The organism is Zhongshania guokunii (assembly GCF_040892635.1).
Lineage (GTDB): Bacteria > Pseudomonadota > Gammaproteobacteria > Pseudomonadales > Spongiibacteraceae > Spongiibacter > Spongiibacter guokunii.
Genome location: NZ_JBFRYA010000023.1, coordinates 1 through 17,758, shown reverse-complemented (window position 1 = coordinate 17,758; position 17,758 = coordinate 1). Strand labels below are relative to the sequence as shown.

At 50.6% G+C, this 17,758-nt stretch carries 13 protein-coding genes, 5 tRNA genes and 1 rRNA gene; all 19 read right to left on the bottom strand.

What is annotated here, in order from left to right:
- Positions 1–69 precede the first annotated feature (69 nt).
- A complete protein-coding gene (gene rpsL / locus AB4876_RS18155) occupies positions 70–444 on the bottom strand; it encodes a 30S ribosomal protein S12 (protein WP_008248376.1) in 375 nt (124 codons plus the stop codon).
- Positions 445–580: 136 nt separating this feature from the next.
- The gene (gene rpoC / locus AB4876_RS18150) at positions 581–4,792 is read right to left on the bottom strand and encodes a DNA-directed RNA polymerase subunit beta' (RefSeq protein ID WP_368383132.1); all 4,212 of its coding nucleotides are present in this window, start codon (positions 4,790–4,792) and stop codon (positions 581–583) included.
- Between the two features lie 80 nt (positions 4,793–4,872).
- Positions 4,873–8,949 (bottom strand): DNA-directed RNA polymerase subunit beta, encoded by a 4,077-nt coding sequence (gene rpoB, locus AB4876_RS18145; RefSeq protein WP_368383131.1) that lies wholly within the window; start codon positions 8,947–8,949, stop codon positions 4,873–4,875.
- Positions 8,950–9,142: 193 nt separating this feature from the next.
- A complete protein-coding gene (gene rplL, locus AB4876_RS18140) occupies positions 9,143–9,520 on the bottom strand; it encodes a 50S ribosomal protein L7/L12 (protein WP_368383130.1) in 378 nt (125 codons plus the stop codon).
- Between the two features lie 54 nt (positions 9,521–9,574).
- Positions 9,575–10,102 carry a 50S ribosomal protein L10 gene (gene rplJ / locus AB4876_RS18135; RefSeq protein WP_368383129.1) on the bottom strand — a complete coding sequence of 176 codons (528 nt, stop codon included), beginning with the start codon at positions 10,100–10,102 and terminating at the stop codon, positions 9,575–9,577.
- Positions 10,103–10,388: 286 nt separating this feature from the next.
- Complete coding sequence (rplA, locus tag AB4876_RS18130; RefSeq protein WP_368383128.1) at positions 10,389–11,087, bottom strand: 50S ribosomal protein L1; 699 nt, start codon at positions 11,085–11,087, stop codon at positions 10,389–10,391.
- A 2-nt stretch (positions 11,088–11,089) separates the two neighbouring features.
- Positions 11,090–11,521 (bottom strand): 50S ribosomal protein L11, encoded by a 432-nt coding sequence (gene rplK, locus AB4876_RS18125; protein WP_184464460.1) that lies wholly within the window; start codon positions 11,519–11,521, stop codon positions 11,090–11,092.
- Positions 11,522–11,660: 139 nt separating this feature from the next.
- Complete coding sequence (gene nusG / locus AB4876_RS18120; RefSeq protein ID WP_301030181.1) at positions 11,661–12,191, bottom strand: transcription termination/antitermination protein NusG; 531 nt, start codon at positions 12,189–12,191, stop codon at positions 11,661–11,663.
- Positions 12,192–12,200: 9 nt separating this feature from the next.
- Entirely contained in the window at positions 12,201–12,566 is a 366-nt protein-coding gene (gene secE, locus AB4876_RS18115; RefSeq protein ID WP_368383127.1) for a preprotein translocase subunit SecE, read from the bottom strand.
- 71 nt (positions 12,567–12,637) lie between these two features.
- A tRNA-Trp gene (locus AB4876_RS18110) sits at positions 12,638–12,713 on the bottom strand.
- A gap of 49 nt (positions 12,714–12,762) precedes the next feature.
- Entirely contained in the window at positions 12,763–13,986 is a 1,224-nt protein-coding gene (gene tuf, locus AB4876_RS18105) for an elongation factor Tu (RefSeq protein WP_368383126.1), read from the bottom strand.
- 82 nt (positions 13,987–14,068) lie between these two features.
- A tRNA-Thr gene (locus AB4876_RS18100) sits at positions 14,069–14,144 on the bottom strand.
- 30 nt (positions 14,145–14,174) lie between these two features.
- Positions 14,175–14,248, bottom strand: a tRNA-Gly gene (locus AB4876_RS18095).
- 35 nt (positions 14,249–14,283) lie between these two features.
- Positions 14,284–14,367 (bottom strand) — tRNA-Tyr (locus tag AB4876_RS18090).
- A 92-nt stretch (positions 14,368–14,459) separates the two neighbouring features.
- Positions 14,460–14,535: transfer RNA gene (locus AB4876_RS18085), tRNA-Thr, on the bottom strand.
- A 35-nt stretch (positions 14,536–14,570) separates the two neighbouring features.
- Positions 14,571–15,275 (bottom strand): hypothetical protein, encoded by a 705-nt coding sequence (locus AB4876_RS18080; protein WP_368383125.1) that lies wholly within the window; start codon positions 15,273–15,275, stop codon positions 14,571–14,573.
- Between the two features lie 13 nt (positions 15,276–15,288).
- Complete coding sequence (locus tag AB4876_RS18075; RefSeq protein ID WP_368383124.1) at positions 15,289–16,059, bottom strand: type III pantothenate kinase; 771 nt, start codon at positions 16,057–16,059, stop codon at positions 15,289–15,291.
- Positions 16,031–16,999: a bifunctional biotin--[acetyl-CoA-carboxylase] ligase/biotin operon repressor BirA gene (gene birA, locus AB4876_RS18070; RefSeq protein WP_368383123.1), complete on the bottom strand. Its 969-nt coding sequence runs from the start codon at positions 16,997–16,999 to the stop codon at positions 16,031–16,033. Before birA ends, AB4876_RS18075 begins: the two co-directional genes overlap by 29 nt.
- A 560-nt stretch (positions 17,000–17,559) precedes the next feature.
- Positions 17,560–17,675 (bottom strand): 5S ribosomal RNA (gene rrf / locus AB4876_RS18065).
- Positions 17,676–17,758 lie beyond the last annotated feature (83 nt).

Sequence of the window (17,758 nt, the reverse complement as noted above, 5' to 3'; positions counted from 1 at the left end):
AGTCGCCCTACAGCGATGAGACGATGGTTTGGCCTTACTTAAGGTCTGTTTAAGTAGCGTTAAATCGAATTACGACTTAGGACGCTTGGTACCGTATTTAGAACGAGCTTGCTTACGGTTGTTTACACCGGATGTATCAAGGCTGCCGCGAACAGTGTGGTAACGCACACCTGGCAAATCCTTTACACGACCACCGCGGATCAGCACTACACTGTGTTCCTGCAGATTGTGGCCTTCACCACCAATGTAAGATGAAACTTCAAAACCGTTAGTCAAACGCACACGACATACTTTACGCAGTGCCGAGTTTGGCTTTTTAGGGGTAGTGGTGTAAACACGAGTACAAACGCCGCGACGCTGTGGACATGCCTGCAATGCAGGAACGTCACTTTTAGCCGCTTTGCGTTTTCTCGGCTGACGAACCAACTGGTTAATCGTTGCCATTCATAAACTCCAAAAACTAAAGGTCAGCACACCAATGCACTGACCGACCAACTGCCGAAACCACCGGCAGCTTATAAAAAAAGTGGAGCGCGAATTCTAAAGATGCGCTCCACTCCCGTCAAGTAGCCAAATTTACTCAGCTGTTATCGCTGAGCGCCTCTGACAGAGCCGCTTCGACATCTTGCGCCGACACGGTTTTACTTAGCTCGTCTTTCTTGATCTTGCGATCACGGTGGTACGCCAAGCCCGTTCCCGCAGGAATCAAGCGGCCTACAACCACGTTTTCTTTCAAACCACGAAGATGATCGCGCTTGCCGGTAACCGCTGCTTCGGTCAGAACCCGCGTGGTTTCCTGGAAGGAAGCCGCAGAAATAAAGGATTCCGTCGCTAGCGAGGCCTTGGTAATACCCAATAATTCACGCTCATAACTGGCGCAAATCTTGTCGGTATTATGCAGCACTTCATTTTCTTCGATAACGCGAACAAATTCAGCCTGCTCACCTTTGATAAAGGTAGAGTCGCCTGAGGTCAGAATATTTACTTTACGGAGCATCTGACGAACGATAACTTCGATGTGCTTATCGTTGATCTTTACGCCCTGCAGACGGTAAACGTCCTGAATTTCGTTAACGATATACTTGGCCAATTCTTCAACGCCCTTCAGGCGTAAAATATCGTGCGGGCTCAATGGACCTTCAGATACGATCTCGCCCTTCTCAACCTGCTCACCCTCGAACACGGTTAAGGTACGCCATTTCGGAATCAGTACTTCGTAGTAATCTGAGCCATCAGCTAACGGTTTGCCGTCTGCTGGAGTAATAATCAGACGACGCTTGCCCTTGGTTTCTTTACCGAAGCTCACAGTACCGGAGATTTCCGCCAGAATAGCCGGCTCTTTCGGCTTACGCGCCTCGAACAAGTCGGCAACCCGTGGCAAACCACCGGTAATATCTCGTGTCTTCGAGCTTTCTTGCGGAATACGTGCAACAACGTCACCGACTTTCACGGTAGCGCCATTCTCCAAAGAGACAATCGCGTTTTCCGTCAAGAAGTAGTGAGCCGGTACATTAGTACCTGCCAAGCACAGCTCGTCACCATTAGGTGCCACCAGCGTTACCGCAGGACGCATATCTTTACCCGCTGCAGGACGCTCGCCTTGGTCCATAACCGATATACTAGTCAAACCAGTTAATTCATCAGTTTGACGCTTAACGGTAATGCCTTCTTCCATACCGGACATCTTCACGATACCCGCTACTTCAGTAATAATTGGGTGAGTGTGCGGATCCCAAGTAGCAACGATATCGCCCGCCGCCACTTCGGCGCGGTCGGCAACCTTAATCAAGGCACCGTAAGGTAGCTTATAACGCTCACGCTCACGACCGCTCTTATCGGTAATAGCCAGCTCACCAGAACGACTAACCGCTACTAGGAAACCATCTTCACGCTCAACGTATTTCAGATTGTGCAAACGGGCCTTACCGTCTTGTTTAACCTGAATATTATCGACTGCAGTTGCCCGCGATGCCGCACCACCAATGTGGAAGGTACGCATGGTCAACTGGGTACCCGGCTCACCGATAGACTGAGCAGCGATAACACCGACTGCCTCACCACGGTTAACCAAGTGACCTCGAGCAAGGTCGCGACCGTAACAAGCAGAGCAAACGCCGTGACGGGTTTCGCAGGTGATTGGCGAGCGCACATCGATCTCGTCAATACCCATTTCTTCCAGTGCGATAACGCCTTTCTCGTCGAGCATCACGCCCGCCTCAACAGCTATTTCATCGGTGCCAGGAATAAATACATCGCGAACAACCAAACGACCCAGTACGCGGTCACCCAAGGTCTCGATGATGTCACCACCTTCGATAACGGGGGTCATGGTCAGACCTTCAGTAGCGCCGCAATCGTCTTCGGTAATAACCAAATCCTGAGCAACGTCAACCAGACGGCGAGTCAAGTAACCAGAGTTAGCCGTCTTCAATGCCGTATCGGCCAAACCTTTACGCGCACCGTGAGTCGAGATGAAGTACTGAAGTACACTCAAACCTTCGCGGAAGTTTGCGGTGATCGGCGTCTCGATGATCGAGCCGTCTGGCTTAGCCATCAGACCACGCATACCAGCTAACTGACGAATCTGGGCTGGCGAACCACGAGCACCGGAGTCAGCGTAGATATAAACCGAGTTGAAAGAGTCTTGCATCTCTTCCTCACCCTTGCGGTTTATAACTGGCTCTTTAGACAGACCTTCCATCATCGCCTTGGAAACCATGTCGTTCGCACGGGACCAAATGTCGATAACTTTGTTGTATTTCTCACCCTGGGTTACCAGACCAGAAGCATATTGCTTCTCGATCTCAACCACTTCAGCGTCGGCAGCAGCAACAATGCGCGCCTTGGCTTCTGGGATTTCAAAATCGTTAACACCAATCGATGAACCAGAGCGAGTAGAGTACTCAAAACCGGTGTACATCAGTTGGTCGCCAAGAATTACCGTGGCTTTTAGGCCAACGCGACGGTAGCACTCGTTAAGGATACGAGAGATCGCCTTCTTGGTCATCGCATGGTTAACCATGTCGAAGGGCAGACCTTCAGGCACAATCCGCCACAACAGCACACGACCAACAGTCGTCTCTACAATAGAGCGATTTTCAGTGCGCTCGCCGTTTTCGCCGAAGCTTACTTGCGTCAAGCGGCACTTAATCCGCGCCTGCAAGTGCGCCAAGCCAGTAACATAAGCACGATGCACTTCTTCTGGATTGGCAAATACCGTTCCCTCACCAGCGCCGTTTACGCGGTCGCGGGTCATCCAGTACAAACCCAATACAACGTCCTGCGAAGGTACAATGATCGGCTCACCGTTAGCGGGCGACAGTATATTATTGGTAGACATCATCAGCGCGCGAGATTCCAGCTGCGCCTCAATTGTCAGCGGTACGTGTACCGCCATTTGGTCACCGTCAAAGTCGGCGTTATAAGCCGCACAAACCAAGGGATGCAACTGAATTGCCTTACCTTCGATCAGTACTGGCTCAAAAGCCTGAATACCCAAACGGTGAAGAGTTGGTGCACGGTTCAGCAGTACCGGATGCTCGCGAATAACGTCGGCGAGAATATCCCATACTTCTGGCGGCTCGCGCTCTACCATTTTCTTAGCGGCTTTAATCGTGGTTGCTAAACCACGTGCTTCAAGTTTGCCGAAAATGAATGGCTTGAACAGCTCGAGGGCCATTTTTTTAGGTAGGCCGCACTGGTGCAGTCGCAAAGTAGGGCCAACCACGATAACCGAACGACCAGAGTAATCGACTCGCTTACCCAAAAGGTTTTGACGGAAACGACCCTGCTTACCTTTGATCATATCGGCCAAAGATTTCAGCGGGCGCTTATTAGAGCCAGTGATGGCACGACCGCGACGACCGTTATCCAACAGCGCATCAACCGATTCCTGCAACATCCGCTTTTCGTTGCGCACGATAATGTCAGGCGCATTCAGGTCGAGCAGACGCTTCAAACGGTTGTTACGGTTAATAACACGGCGATACAGATCGTTCAGATCCGAAGTCGCGAAACGACCACCATCTAGCGGTACCAATGGGCGCAAATCAGGCGGCAATACTGGCAGCACCTTCATGACCATCCACTCAGGCTTGTTGCCAGAGTCAGCTAAGGCTTCGATCAGCTTCAATCGCTTAGACAGCTTCTTAATCTTAGTTTCTGAGTTAGTCGCAGGAATCTCTTCGCGCAGACGCTCAATCTCAACCGGCAGGTCAAGTTCCATCAACAGGTGCATGATGGCTTCGGCGCCCATTTTGGCCACGAAGTCATCACCGAACTCTTCCATTGCCTCAAAGAATTGCTCATCGCTCAGCAACTGGCCTTTCTCGAGGGTAGTCATACCCGGATCAGTCACCACGTAGGATTCGAAGTACAAAATACGCTCGATATCACGCAGAGTCATGTCCAGCAGCAAACCAATCCGGCTTGGCAATGACTTTAGAAACCAGATGTGAGCAACTGGGCTAGCCAGCTCAATGTGACCCATGCGCTCGCGACGCACTTTTGCCAGCGCAACTTCAACGCCACACTTCTCACAAATAACGCCGCGGTGCTTCAGGCGCTTATATTTACCGCACAGACATTCATAGTCTTTGACGGGTCCAAAAATTTTGGCACAGAACAAGCCATCACGCTCAGGCTTGAAAGTACGGTAGTTAATGGTTTCTGGCTTTTTTACTTCGCCAAAAGACCACGAACGAATTAGCTCCGGTGACGCCAAACCGATACGAATAGAGTCAAACTCATCGTTCGGTTGTCCCTGTTTTAATAGACTTAATAAATCTTTCAAGGCCGTTCCTCCGCAAGGGTATTCAACAGGTGCCCGCTACAAAGCTGTAGCGGCACCCCTTGCCATCTCGTTGTTGATACTTATTCCGTGTCCAGCTCGATATTAATACCGAGTGAGCGGATCTCTTTGACCAATACATTGAAAGACTCGGGCATACCCGGTTCCATGCTCTGATCACCATCAACAATATTTTTGTACATCTTGGTACGACCGTTAACGTCGTCCGATTTCACTGTCAGCATTTCCTGCAGGGTATAAGCCGCACCATAAGCTTCTAGTGCCCACACCTCCATCTCCCCGAAGCGCTGACCACCGAACTGGGCCTTACCACCCAGCGGCTGCTGGGTTACCAAGCTGTACGAACCGGTAGAACGCGCGTGCATCTTGTCATCTACCAAGTGGTTCAACTTCAGCATGTACATATAACCGACAGTTACCGGACGATCGAACTCCAGACCGGTACGGCCGTCACACAGTTTCAACTGACCGCTGTCTGGCAGACCGGCCAAGCGTAGCAGACTCTTAATTTCTGCTTCGTTGGCGCCATCAAATACCTGGGTTGCCATTGGCACACCACCGCGCAGGTTCTTAGCCAGATCCATAATGGCTTCGTCGCTGAAGCTGTCGAGATCTTCGTGACGACCAGCGCCATCGTTATAAATCTCGCCAAGGAACTTACGCACATCAGCAATTTGACGCTGTTCGCGAATCATTGCGTCAATCTTGCTACCCAAACCTTTCGCCGCAAGGCCAAGGTGGGTTTCTAAAACCTGACCTACGTTCATCCGCGACGGTACACCCAGCGGGTTCAAGACGATATCAACCGGCTCGCCGTTCTCGTCAAAAGGCATGTCTTCAACGGGCATAATGACCGAGATAACACCCTTGTTACCGTGACGACCAGCCATTTTATCACCAGGCTGAATGCGACGTTTGATTGCTAAGTAAACCTTAACGATCTTCAGTACGCCCGGCGCCAGATCGTCGCCAGTCGTCAGCTTGCGGCGCTTGTCTTCAAAACGCTCTTCCAAGGTTTTGCGGTGCGCAACGAGCTGCTTGTCAGCATCTTCTAATGCAGCATTCAAGGCCTCATCAGATAAGCGCAATTTGAACCAGTCGTCTTTCTTAACTTCAGCCAAGCCAGCAGCAGAAAGAACATCGCCTTTCTTCATACCAGGGCCAGAAAGAATCGCCTGACCGTCTAATGCTGTAGACAGACGCGCAAACGTAGCTTCTTCAACAATACGGTACTCTTCGTTCAGATCCTTGCGGAACTGGTCGAGCTGCATCTTTTCAATTTCCAGCGCGCGCTTGTCTTTTTCAAGACCGTCGCGGGTGAATACTTGAACGTCGATAACTGTACCCTTGGTGCTGGTAGGCACGCGCAGGGAAGTATCTTTAACGTCAGACGCTTTCTCACCGAAGATGGCTCGTAGCAGCTTTTCTTCTGGGGTTAACTGGGTTTCGCCTTTAGGCGTTACCTTGCCAACCAGAATATCGCCGGGGCCAACTTCAGCACCAATATAAACAATGCCGGACTCATCAAGGTTAGCCAGCGCGCCTTCGCCAACATTGGGAATATCCGCAGAGATTTCCTCTGAACCCAATTTGGTATCACGTGCGATACAGGTCAGCTCCTGAATATGGATAGTAGTGAAACGATCTTCTTTCACCACACGCTCAGAAACCAGGATCGAATCCTCGAAGTTGTAACCATTCCAAGGCATAAACGCGATACGCATGTTCTGGCCAAGTGCCAATTCACCCATATCAACAGACGGGCCGTCGGCCAGAATGTCGCCACGCACAACGTCGTGACCTTCGCTTACGATTGGACGCTGATTAATACAGGTGTTCTGGTTAGAACGGGTGTATTTTGTCAGGTTATAAATATCTACCGGTGGCTGACCAGACTGGACTTCATCGTTGTTTACACGGACAACAATACGCGAAGAGTCAACGCTATCGATAACACCACCGCGACGAGCAACCACACACACACCGGAGTCCGATGCCACATAGCGCTCAAAACCAGTACCGACCAAAGGCTTGTCGGCCTTGAGCGTTGGCACCGCCTGACGCTGCATGTTCGAACCCATCAATGCGCGGTTAGCGTCATCGTGTTCCAGGAACGGAATCAATGACGCAGCTACCGAAACAACCTGTTTGGGCGAAACGTCCATGTAGGTTACTTTTTCCGGCGGCATTACCGTAAATTCGTTCATGTGACGAACAGCAACCATTTCATCGGTCAGCTCGCCTTTTTCGTTCATAACCGCAGAGGCCTGAGCGATAACTTCTTCAGCTTCGTTGATCGCCGACAAATACTCGATGTCGTCACTTACCTTGCCGTCTTTAACTTTGCGGTAAGGGCTCTCAAGGAAACCGTACTCATTGGTACGCGCATACGTTGCCAAGGAGTTGATCAGACCGATGTTTGGTCCCTCAGGTGTTTCTATCGGACATACCCGACCATAGTGCGTCGGGTGAACGTCGCGGACTTCAAAGCCTGCGCGCTCACGGGTCAGACCACCAGGCCCAAGCGCAGAAACACGACGCTTGTGAGTGATTTCCGACAGCGGGTTGTTTTGGTCCATAAACTGCGACAGCTGCGAAGAGCCGAAGAACTCTTTAACCGCTGCAGCAACAGGCTTAGCATTGATCAGATCCTGAGGCATCAGGCCTTCACTTTCGGCCATAGACAGACGCTCTTTAACTGCGCGCTCTACCCGTACCAAACCAACACGGAATTGGTTTTCAGCCATTTCACCAACAGAACGAATACGACGGTTACCGAGATGATCGATATCGTCGACGATACCCTTACCGTTACGAATGCCAACCAGCATTTTCATAACCGCAATGATGTCGCTTTGGTCCAAAGTACCGGAACCCAATATTTCTTCACGACCGACGCGGCGGTTAAATTTCATCCGGCCAACGGTAGACAGGTCGTAACGCTCCGGAGAGAAGAATAAGTTCTGGAACAAATTCTCGGCTGACTCTTTAGTCGGCGGCTCACCCGGACGCATCATGCGGTAGATTTCGACCAATGCTTCCAATTGAGTATTGGTCGGGTCAGCGCGCAAGGTATCGCTAACATATGGACCACAATCCAATTCGTTGGTATAGAGCGTGTCGATCTCAGTTACACCGGCTTCTTCCAGTGCAGTGAGAATCTCTGCCGTAATCAAGGCATTACAAGGGAATAGCACTTCACCAGTCTTTTTATCGACGATGTCTTTTGCCAAGGCACGACCTACCAAGTACTCAACCGGTACTTCCAGCTCGCGCAATTCAGCCTTTTCAATTTGGCGAATGTGGCGTGCGGTGATACGACGACCGGTCTCAACGATGACTTCACCGTTCTTGGCGCAAATATCAAAGGTGGCTACTTCACCGCGCAGACGCTCGGCGATCAACTCAATGGTAAAGCCGCCTTTTTTAGCAACTTTAAAGGTGTTAACGTCGTAGAAGAGGTCGAGGATCTCTTCAGCCGTCATACCCAGTGAGCGCAGTAAAATTGTGGCCGGTAATTTACGACGGCGATCGATGCGCACAAACACCATGTCTTTAGGGTCGAATTCAAAATCCAACCAAGAACCACGGTAGGGAATAATCCGCGCAGAGTACAACAACTTACCGGAAGAGTGGGTTTTGCCGCGATCGTGATCAAAGAACACACCAGGTGAACGGTGTAGCTGGGAAACGATAACCCGCTCAGTACCATTGATAACGAAAGTACCGTTTTCCGTCATCAGCGGGATTTCGCCCATGTAGACTTCTTGTTCTTTAATATCTTTGATGCTTTTGTTAGCCGATTCACGATCATAAATAATCAAGCGAACCTTAACCCGCAGTGGCACCGAATAAGTGACGCCGCGTAGCTGGCACTCATTCACATCAAAGGCCGGCACGCCAAGTACGTAATCGACATACTCAAGTGCAGCATTGCCGGAATAACTGACAATCGGGAATATTGATTTAAATGCGGCGTGCAAACCATACTCGCCGCGCTCACCGGCAGGAACACCCTGCTGAGTGAACTTCTTGTAAGAATCCAGCTGAATCGCAAGGAGATAGGGCACGTCCATGACGTGCGGCATCTTGCCAAAATCCTTACGGATACGTTTTTTCTCAGTGTACGAGTAAGCCATCAGTACTCCCCAGCATCATTTCTTGACCCCGTCGCGACCGGCGACGGCATCGTTAGTACGGCAGTTTTTCATCTGCCGCTGGCCAGCTCCCAACAGGAAACCGACTGTAATGTCTCAAACAACAGCAAAAGGCCGGCGGGATTAACCCACCAGCCTCGCTTGAGATTGACCTGCTAGCAGGCCAACAAGCAACTTACTTAAGCTCGACGCTAGCGCCAGCTTCTTCAAGTTCCTTTTTAGCAGATTCTGCATCTGCTTTAGAAGCTGCTTCTTTAATAGTAGAAGGCGCGCCGTCTACCATTTCTTTAGCTTCTTTCAGACCCAAACCAGTGATAGTGCGAACTGCTTTGATAACGTTAACCTTCTTCTCGCCAACAGCGGTCAGAACTACGTCAAACTCAGTCTGCTCTTCAGCGGCAGCGCCAGCTTCAGCAGCGGCAGCTGGTGCAGCAGCAACAGCCGCAGCAGCAGAAACGCCAAACTTCTCTTCCATCGCTTCGATTAGACCAACTACGTCCATTACGCTCATTTCAGCGATTGCATTCAAAATATCGTCTTGTGACAGAGCCATGTGAAACTCCCTACTGTGTCAATTACTTAAAGAAAAACCATTAAAACGCTGCGCTTACGCAGCTTCTTTCTGCTCGCGAACTGCAGCTAGAGTACGAACCAATTTTCCGGGCACTTCGTTCAGTGTACGTACCAGTTTCGTTGCCGGTGCTTGCATAACGCTCATCAACATTGATAGCGCTTGGTCGCGGGTCGGCAATTTCGCCAGTACATCTAACTGATCTGGACCCATCAATTGGCCACTGACTGCCAGTGCTTTTACTTCAAACTTAGCATTTGCTTTCGCAAAATCTTTGAAGATACGAGCCGCCGCACCAGGATCTTCCATCGAGAAAGCTAACAGGGATGGACCTTTAAAGGCCGTCTCTGCGCACTCGAAATCAGTTCCCTTCAGCGCTCGAATCGCAAGGGTGTTACGCACTACACGCACACTTACATTCGATTCACGCGCCAATTTGCGGAGCTCAGTCATTTGGCCTACTGAACACCCACGGGCGTCAGCAACAACTAATGACAATGCACTCGCAGCAGTCTCGTTAACATCAGCTACTATCGCTTTCTTGTCGTCGAGTCTTAATGCCACTTGGATAACTCCTGGATTTGTCAGTTATTTACCGTAGACTTAAAACACAAGGTTTCAAGTCATTTGCTGGAGAACAAATCCACTCCACCATCTGCGTAGGCCAATGCCGGTAAACGTTGACGAATCAACACATCGATTAAGGGGAAAGTCTAAATAACCCAAACCCCGCCTACGGTCTTTGATGGTCTCTGTCTTTTGACACAGTAGGTCAGCTGTCAAAGACCACAAAGCCTTTAAAACGACCTCCGAAAAGGTCGCCTCATTCAAGACGACTAGCGCCTTAAAATTATTTAGCCGACAAGCTCGCCATATCAATTACGAGACCGGGGCCCATCGTAGAAGAAAGGGTAACTTTCTTCATATAAACACCTTTAGCAGAAGACGGCTTAGCTTTACGCAAGTCGCTCAACAGTGCCTCAAGATTGTCCTTTAGCACATTGGCATCAAAGCTAATGCTACCAATTGCACCGTGAATGATGCCGTTTTTATCTGTACGGTAGCGAACCTGACCTGCTTTAGCATTTTTAACCGCAGTTTCAACGTCTGCCGTTACAGTGCCCGTCTTGGGGTTAGGCATCAGACCGCGCGGACCAAGTACCTGACCCAACTGACCAACAACGCGCATTGCATCTGGAGAAGCAACAACCACGTCAAAGTCCATCATGCCACCTTTAACTTCGGCTGCAAGATCGTCCATACCAACAAAATCTGCACCGGCTGCCTTCGCTTTCTCAGCATTTTCACCTTGGGTGAAAACCGCGACGCGAACAGTTTTTCCTGTACCGTGGGGCAGAGTAGTTGCACCGCGAACCGCTTGATCAGATTTACGCGCATCAACACCAAGATTGATTGCAACATCAATTGCTTCGGGGAATTTAATTACAGACACGTCTTTAAGAAGCGCTACCGCATCTTCAAAGCTGTACTGCTTACCAGCGACTACTTTTTCGTTAATCGCTTTTTGACGTTTTGTGAGCTTAGCCATGATTACAGACCCTCAACTTCAATACCGGCGGCACGGGCGCTGCCCGCAATAGTGCGCACTGCTGCATCCATATCAGAAGCAGTTAAATCAGCCATTTTAATAGTGGCGATTTCTTCCAGCTGTGCGCGAGTCACTTTACCGACTTTCTTAGAGTTGGGAGTACCAGAACCACTAGTAACGCCAGCCGCTTTCTTCAACAAGAACGACGCTGGTGGAGTTTTAGTTACGAAGGTAAAGCTACGATCCGAATAAACTGTGATCACAACTGGAATCGGCATACCAGCTTCAAGGCTCTGGGTTTGAGCGTTAAAGGCTTTACAGAATTCCATGATGTTAACGCCGTGCTGACCCAGTGCAGGACCAACTGGCGGACTTGGGTTGGCCTTACCGGCAGCAACCTGAAGCTTAATATAAGCCTGTACTTTCTTAGCCATAACTTCCTCCTAGTGGGTACAAACGCCACGCGATCTTGCAATCGCTTACTGGCTCCCCGGTTTAAACTGCCCGCCGGCCAAACAATTAATCTGACAGCCGGGCAACATTTCTTCAGTCCCACAAGCGTGAAACCGAATATTAAGCTTTCTCTACCTGACCAAAATCCAATTCAACTGGTGTAGACCGGCCGAAGATCAGGACCGCAACATGCAGGCGGTTTTTCTCGTAATTTACTTCTTCGACAACACCGTTAAAATCGTTAAACGGTCCATCGATAACCCGTACCATTTCACCCGGTTCAAACAAGGTTTTAGGCTTGGGCTTATCACCACTTTCAACGCGCTGCAAAATAGCCTGCGCTTCTTTCTCGGTAATTGGCGCCGGCTTATCTGCCTTGCCACCGATAAACCCCATAACACGGGGCGTTTCTTTAACCAAATGCCAAGTATCGTCACCGAGTTCCATTTGAATCAGTACGTAACCTGGGAAAAACTTTCGTTCACTCTTGCGCTTTTGACCACCGCGCATTTCAATTACTTCTTCGGTGGGCACCAACACATCGCCAAAGCGATCTGCAAATCCAGAGAGCTCAATACGCTCTTTTAGTGCCAGAGCGACTTTCTTTTCATAACCCGAATAGGCGTGTACAACATACCAGCGCTTTGTCATGCCCTACCTCTAGCCGATAACCATGGATGCCAACCAACCCAACAGAGTGTCTAAGCCCCACAGAATCAATGCCGCAACAACTACAAACGCCACCACAATCAGCGTTGTTTGGGTGCTCTCCTGACGCGATGGCCAGACAACTTTACGAATTTCAGTACGCGCGCCTTTTAGCAGCTCAAAAAATGCAGCTCCCTTTGCCGTACTGTATGCGATAAACCCTGCGATCAGCGCCAACACCAACAAGGCGATGACGCGATAAAGCAGAGACTCACCAGAGAAATATATATTGCCGCCAACGCCGCCAGCCACTATCAGGGTCACAAGCACCCATTTCAGACCGTCGAGGCGACCAGCGTCTTCCGCCTTAGCACTCATTGTTAAAACATTTCCCTTTTTCGCTAAGCGCAAAACACCACTACGCATTCGCGAAGCGGTGTTAACGTAAATGGCAGGCCAGGAGGGACTCGAACCCCCAACAGCCGGTTTTGGAGACCGGTGCTCTACCAATTGAACTACTGGCCTACAAGTGCCGGGCTAAATCACCCGGACTTTCAACCCAATCTTACCGGGCTTATTCTACGATTTTAGCAACAACGCCGGCGCCAACAGTACGGCCACCTTCACGAATTGCAAAACGCAGACCTTCTTCCATCGCGATTGGCGCAATCAAAGTTACGTCCATTTTCACGTTGTCGCCAGGCATAACCATTTCAGTACCTTCCGGCAGTTCACACGCACCAGTTACATCCGTGGTACGGAAGTAGAACTGTGGACGGTAGCCTTTAAAGAATGGAGTGTGACGACCACCCTCTTCTTTGGACAGTACGTATACTTCACCCTCGAAACGAGTGTGAGGCGTGATTGAACCAGGCTTAGCCAGTACCTGACCACGCTCTACGTCGTCGCGCTTAGTACCACGCAACAACACACCTACGTTCTCACCAGCGCGACCTTCGTCAAGCAGCTTGCGGAACATTTCAACACCAGTACATACAGTCTTGGTGGTGTCGTGAATACCAATGATTGCAATCTCATCGCCAGTGCGCAAAATACCACGCTCAACACGACCAGTTACAACAGTACCGCGACCAGAGATAGAGAACACATCTTCGATTGGCATCAGGAACGGCAGATCAACCGCACGCTCAGGCTGCGGAATGTAAGAATCCAGCGCCTCAATCAATTTCTTAACAGCAGTGGTACCCAACTCGTTATCATCTTCGCCGTTCAATGCCATCAAGGCAGAACCAGCAATGATAGGCGTGTCGTCGCCCGGGAAATCATACAAATCAAGCAGCTCACGCAGCTCCATTTCTACCAATTCCAGCATCTCATTATATTCTTCGCTGCCCACGCCGCCGCAATCTTCAGCCAGCAAGTCAGCTTTGTTCAGGAACACAACGATGTAAGGTACACCAACCTGACGTGACAGCAGGATGTGCTCGCGAGTCTGCGGCATTGGGCCGTCAGTTGCGCCACACACCAGAATCGCACCATCCATCTGCGCCGCACCGGTGATCATGTTTTTTACATAATCAGCGTGACCTGGGCAGTCAACGTGCGCGTAGTGACGAACAGACGAATCGTATTCGACGTGAGAGGTCGCAATGGTGATACCACGTGCACGCTCTTCAGGTGCATTATCGATACCATCAAACGCCACTGCCTTACCGCCATACACTTCCGCACATACACGGGTCAGCGCTGCAGTCAGCGTGGTTTTACCATGGTCAACGTGACCGATGGTGCCCACGTTCAAGTGGGGCTTATTACGTTCAAACTTTTCCTTTGCCATTGCGACAGTCTCCTAGCGGACCTTTCGTCTAGTCACTACAAAAAGACAAAAGCCGACCAATCAGCTTTTGCCGCCAAATTAATGGAGCTCATAAGCGGATTCGAACCGCTGACCTCTTCCTTACCAAGGAAGTGCTCTACCGACTGAGCTATATGAGCACCGCAATACACCCTTAAACCTGCCCACCATGGAGCGGGTAGCGGGAATCGAACCCGCACCATCAGCTTGGAAGGCTGAGGTTCTACCATTGAACCATACCCGCTGAAACAGCAGTTTTCTGGCAAGTTTAGCAATTAATGGTGGAGGGGGGTGGATTCGAACCACCGAAGCTCGCGCGTCAGATTTACAGTCTGATCCCTTTAGCCACTCGGGAACCCCTCCCCAAGAAAGTGGAATAATTTGCTTTAGTTCAAATACCTATCAACCAAACCTCTGGCCGAATGATCAATACTTAAGCCGCAACAAAAAATATGTGGAGCTGGCGAGAGGAGTCGAACCCCCGACCGGCTGATTACAAGTCAGCTGCTCTACCAACTGAGCTACGCCAGCAAGCTACCACGTCGCTTCCAAACGAGGCCGGCATTCTAGTCTAACTGTTTGTAAGACGCAATCAGATTACAGCTTTTTTTCCTAAGCTTTTTATTATCATCAGCAATACCCGCCATCAAAGCTTCGATTTGAGTATAGTCAACATCGCTATTCCCGCCCTCCAATACGAGCCAATACCTTGTCGCCATCTTGGCAATACGCCTTATTTCCGCCGCATAGCGCTTCTTTATTAAACCTTTAGCGTGAGTGGCGGCACGCTCTGCATCAGTAAACACCCCCAGCGACACCGCATCTTTTAGTTCGCCCTTACGTATCACAAAATTATCAATACGCTTCGCCCGAAGCTCACTACTAACTTTACTTGCAACACCAAAAGAGGAATAAGGGCCAAGATAAACCCAGTAATCAGCACCACGCTCATACTCTTCGCTATAGGCCGTGATCGCAGTATTTTTTTCCTGCGCGCCTCTAATAAACGACACATCCATAACCGGGCCTAGAACCAGACACTGCCCCTTGATCAGCGCAGGCAACTCCGATTTTGATACTATCCCTGACTGCACCTCAACCTCAGCCTCATCACCAGCTAGACTTTCGCCTAATTCAGAAAGCAGCTGAATATTACCAGTCGACTCCGTGGACGCCACCCGCTCAGCAAGCGTATCAAACCCTTTTTCGGATTTACCCGCGAGATAGACAATCCCGTTAAGGAGCAATAATAACAACAAAATCCAACGCACCAAGCTCTCCCTTTTAGGATGCCGTCATCACGACCGCAAGCCCATCTAGCACTAGTTCTTCACGATATTGCCAGCCCGCACCCTGAGCTCCAGCTAAGCTGATTAGCGCCGGAGCGTCGCCACCAGTTATATAAACCTCAGCGGTCGAGCCAATAGCGACCTCAGCCTGCTGTAGCGCAGCCATAACCGCGCCGAGCTGCGCCAACCATTTGCCGTGATGCACGCACCCTTCGGTATCTACGCCCGGCACAAGACTAACCCGATCCTCGCCCGCAAACCTAACTCGACCAGTGTGGTCGGCCAGCGCCTTCGCCGATAATCCCGCCCCTGCGATAATGTAACCACCTAAATGCGCACCCGTACCGCTCACAACATCAATAGTAAGCGCGGTACCAGCATCAACCACCACGCAGGGCCCACCGCAATCTGCAAACGCAGCAACCATTACCAGCCAGCGGTCAACGCCCATTTTTTCAATATCAGCATAGCTATTGGTAACCCCGGCACACTCGCGCTGGCTACGAGCAAAACTAAATGGCACACCCGCGAGCACAAAAGTATCAATTAACTCTTGATTCCGCTCTTCAGACCGCACCGAGGCGATGTGAACCACAGTAGGACCTGCACCCAGCAATTCGACTAACGCTGCAGGTGAGTCCGCTAGTCGACCACCACCAAGCCGCTGGGCGCCGCTCATAAGCCGCCATTTTAACGAAGAATTACCAACATCCAGCTCAAGACGGAAGGTGCTCACCTCATGCTCCCCGCAAACTGACTTCGCCACCGCGAAACACTCTTTTTCCTTCTGGCGTATCCACCACTAGGCCGCCACCGCTATCAACGCCCCGTGCCTGTCCCTCGATGAATTTATCACCGAGCTGGACCCGCACCGGTTTTCCAGCAAAAACATCATAACCGCACCACTCTTGCCGCAAAAACTCAAAGCCATCGCGAGTAAATTCACCCTGCACCGCATAAAGCTCCGCAATCAAGGTAGCGGCCAATACATTGCGATCTACGGGCCCCACGATCGTACGCAAATCAGTCCACGGCTGAGTAATCGAATCTGTGTTGCAAGACGTTAAATCGACGTTTAAACCGACACCAACTATAACCTGACATAAGCCCGCCGGATCCCCCTGCATTTCGAGCAAAATGCCCGCCAGTTTTTTATTTTCATGCAAGACATCATTTGGCCACTTCAAACCAGCGCCAGAAATACCCAAAGCAATCAATGCTCGAACTACCGCCAAGCCTACCGACAGACTTAAACCCTCAAGCGCCGCCGCACCAGATTGAAATTCCCAGACCATTGACATATAGATATTGCGACCAAACGGACTCTGCCAATCGCGACCGCGACGACCACGACCTGCTGCTTGCTGCTCCGCCATGCAGCAATAATTACGCCCACGGCCGTTGCGAATGGCCTCTGCAGCCGCATCATTCGTCGAATCGATAAGTGGGAACACATCAAAATCCCCCAAGTTCGATATCGCAGCCTCCGGCAATAAACCGCGAATTTTATCAACAGACAACAGATCCAAACCGCCGGCAATACGATAACCCCGCCCCTTTACCGACTCTATAGGCAGCTCGAGCCCTTCAAGCTTATGTAATTGCTTCCATACCGCCGCACGACTAATCCCCAGACGAAGGCCTACCTCCTCGCCAGAGTGGTAATCGCCGTCTGCCAAAATAGTTAATAATGCTGAATTATCCACGCACAAAACCCGCCATTGAATCGCCTCGGATAATAGCAGACATAGCTGAACTAGCCCACGGTAAGCCGTAAACATGCTTAGTGGCGCGGCGGCGGAGACGTTTAACGCAGAGTGATCGGGAAACGCTCGACGGGAGACTGTGGACGCCAAGTGCCTGGGAGGCGCTTGACGGTAGACGGGAGACGCTAAGACTAAAAAGCCCCAGCAGGTCTTCCTGCTGGGGCTTTTTAATGAGATTGTCAGATGGCTGCGGCTTGGTTTTGGTTTTATCTTTTGCGTTCACCGCCTCCCGTCTAGCGTGGCGCTGCTCGGGGTACTGCGGGTTATAAAAAGGCTTAGGGCAGACTGCTGTTCTCAATACGTGTAGCGCGCGTAGATGACCTACTTTGTGTTGCGAGCAGTGCTGAGCCTGCCCCAGGAGCGCAGCGACTGTTTTGGGTCTGACCGTTGGTACCCAAAGCGCTTCGCGGGGCAGGCTCTCGTCGCCAGTTGCCCAACTATTTAGATTCCACAAAGTAAAATGCCCCAACCGAATTCGGCTGGGGCATTTTGATTTAGAAGCCTGGCGATGACCTACTCTCGCATGGGGAAACCCCAAACTACCATCGGCGATGACACGTTTCACTTCTGAGTTCGGTATGGGATCAGGTGGTACCATGTCTCTATGGTCGCCAGGCAAACTGGCTTGGTTGAATGCATGTCTTACGTGCCTAAGCACTGCGTCATTCAATCCAAATAAGGTGGTAAATAAGCTGATAT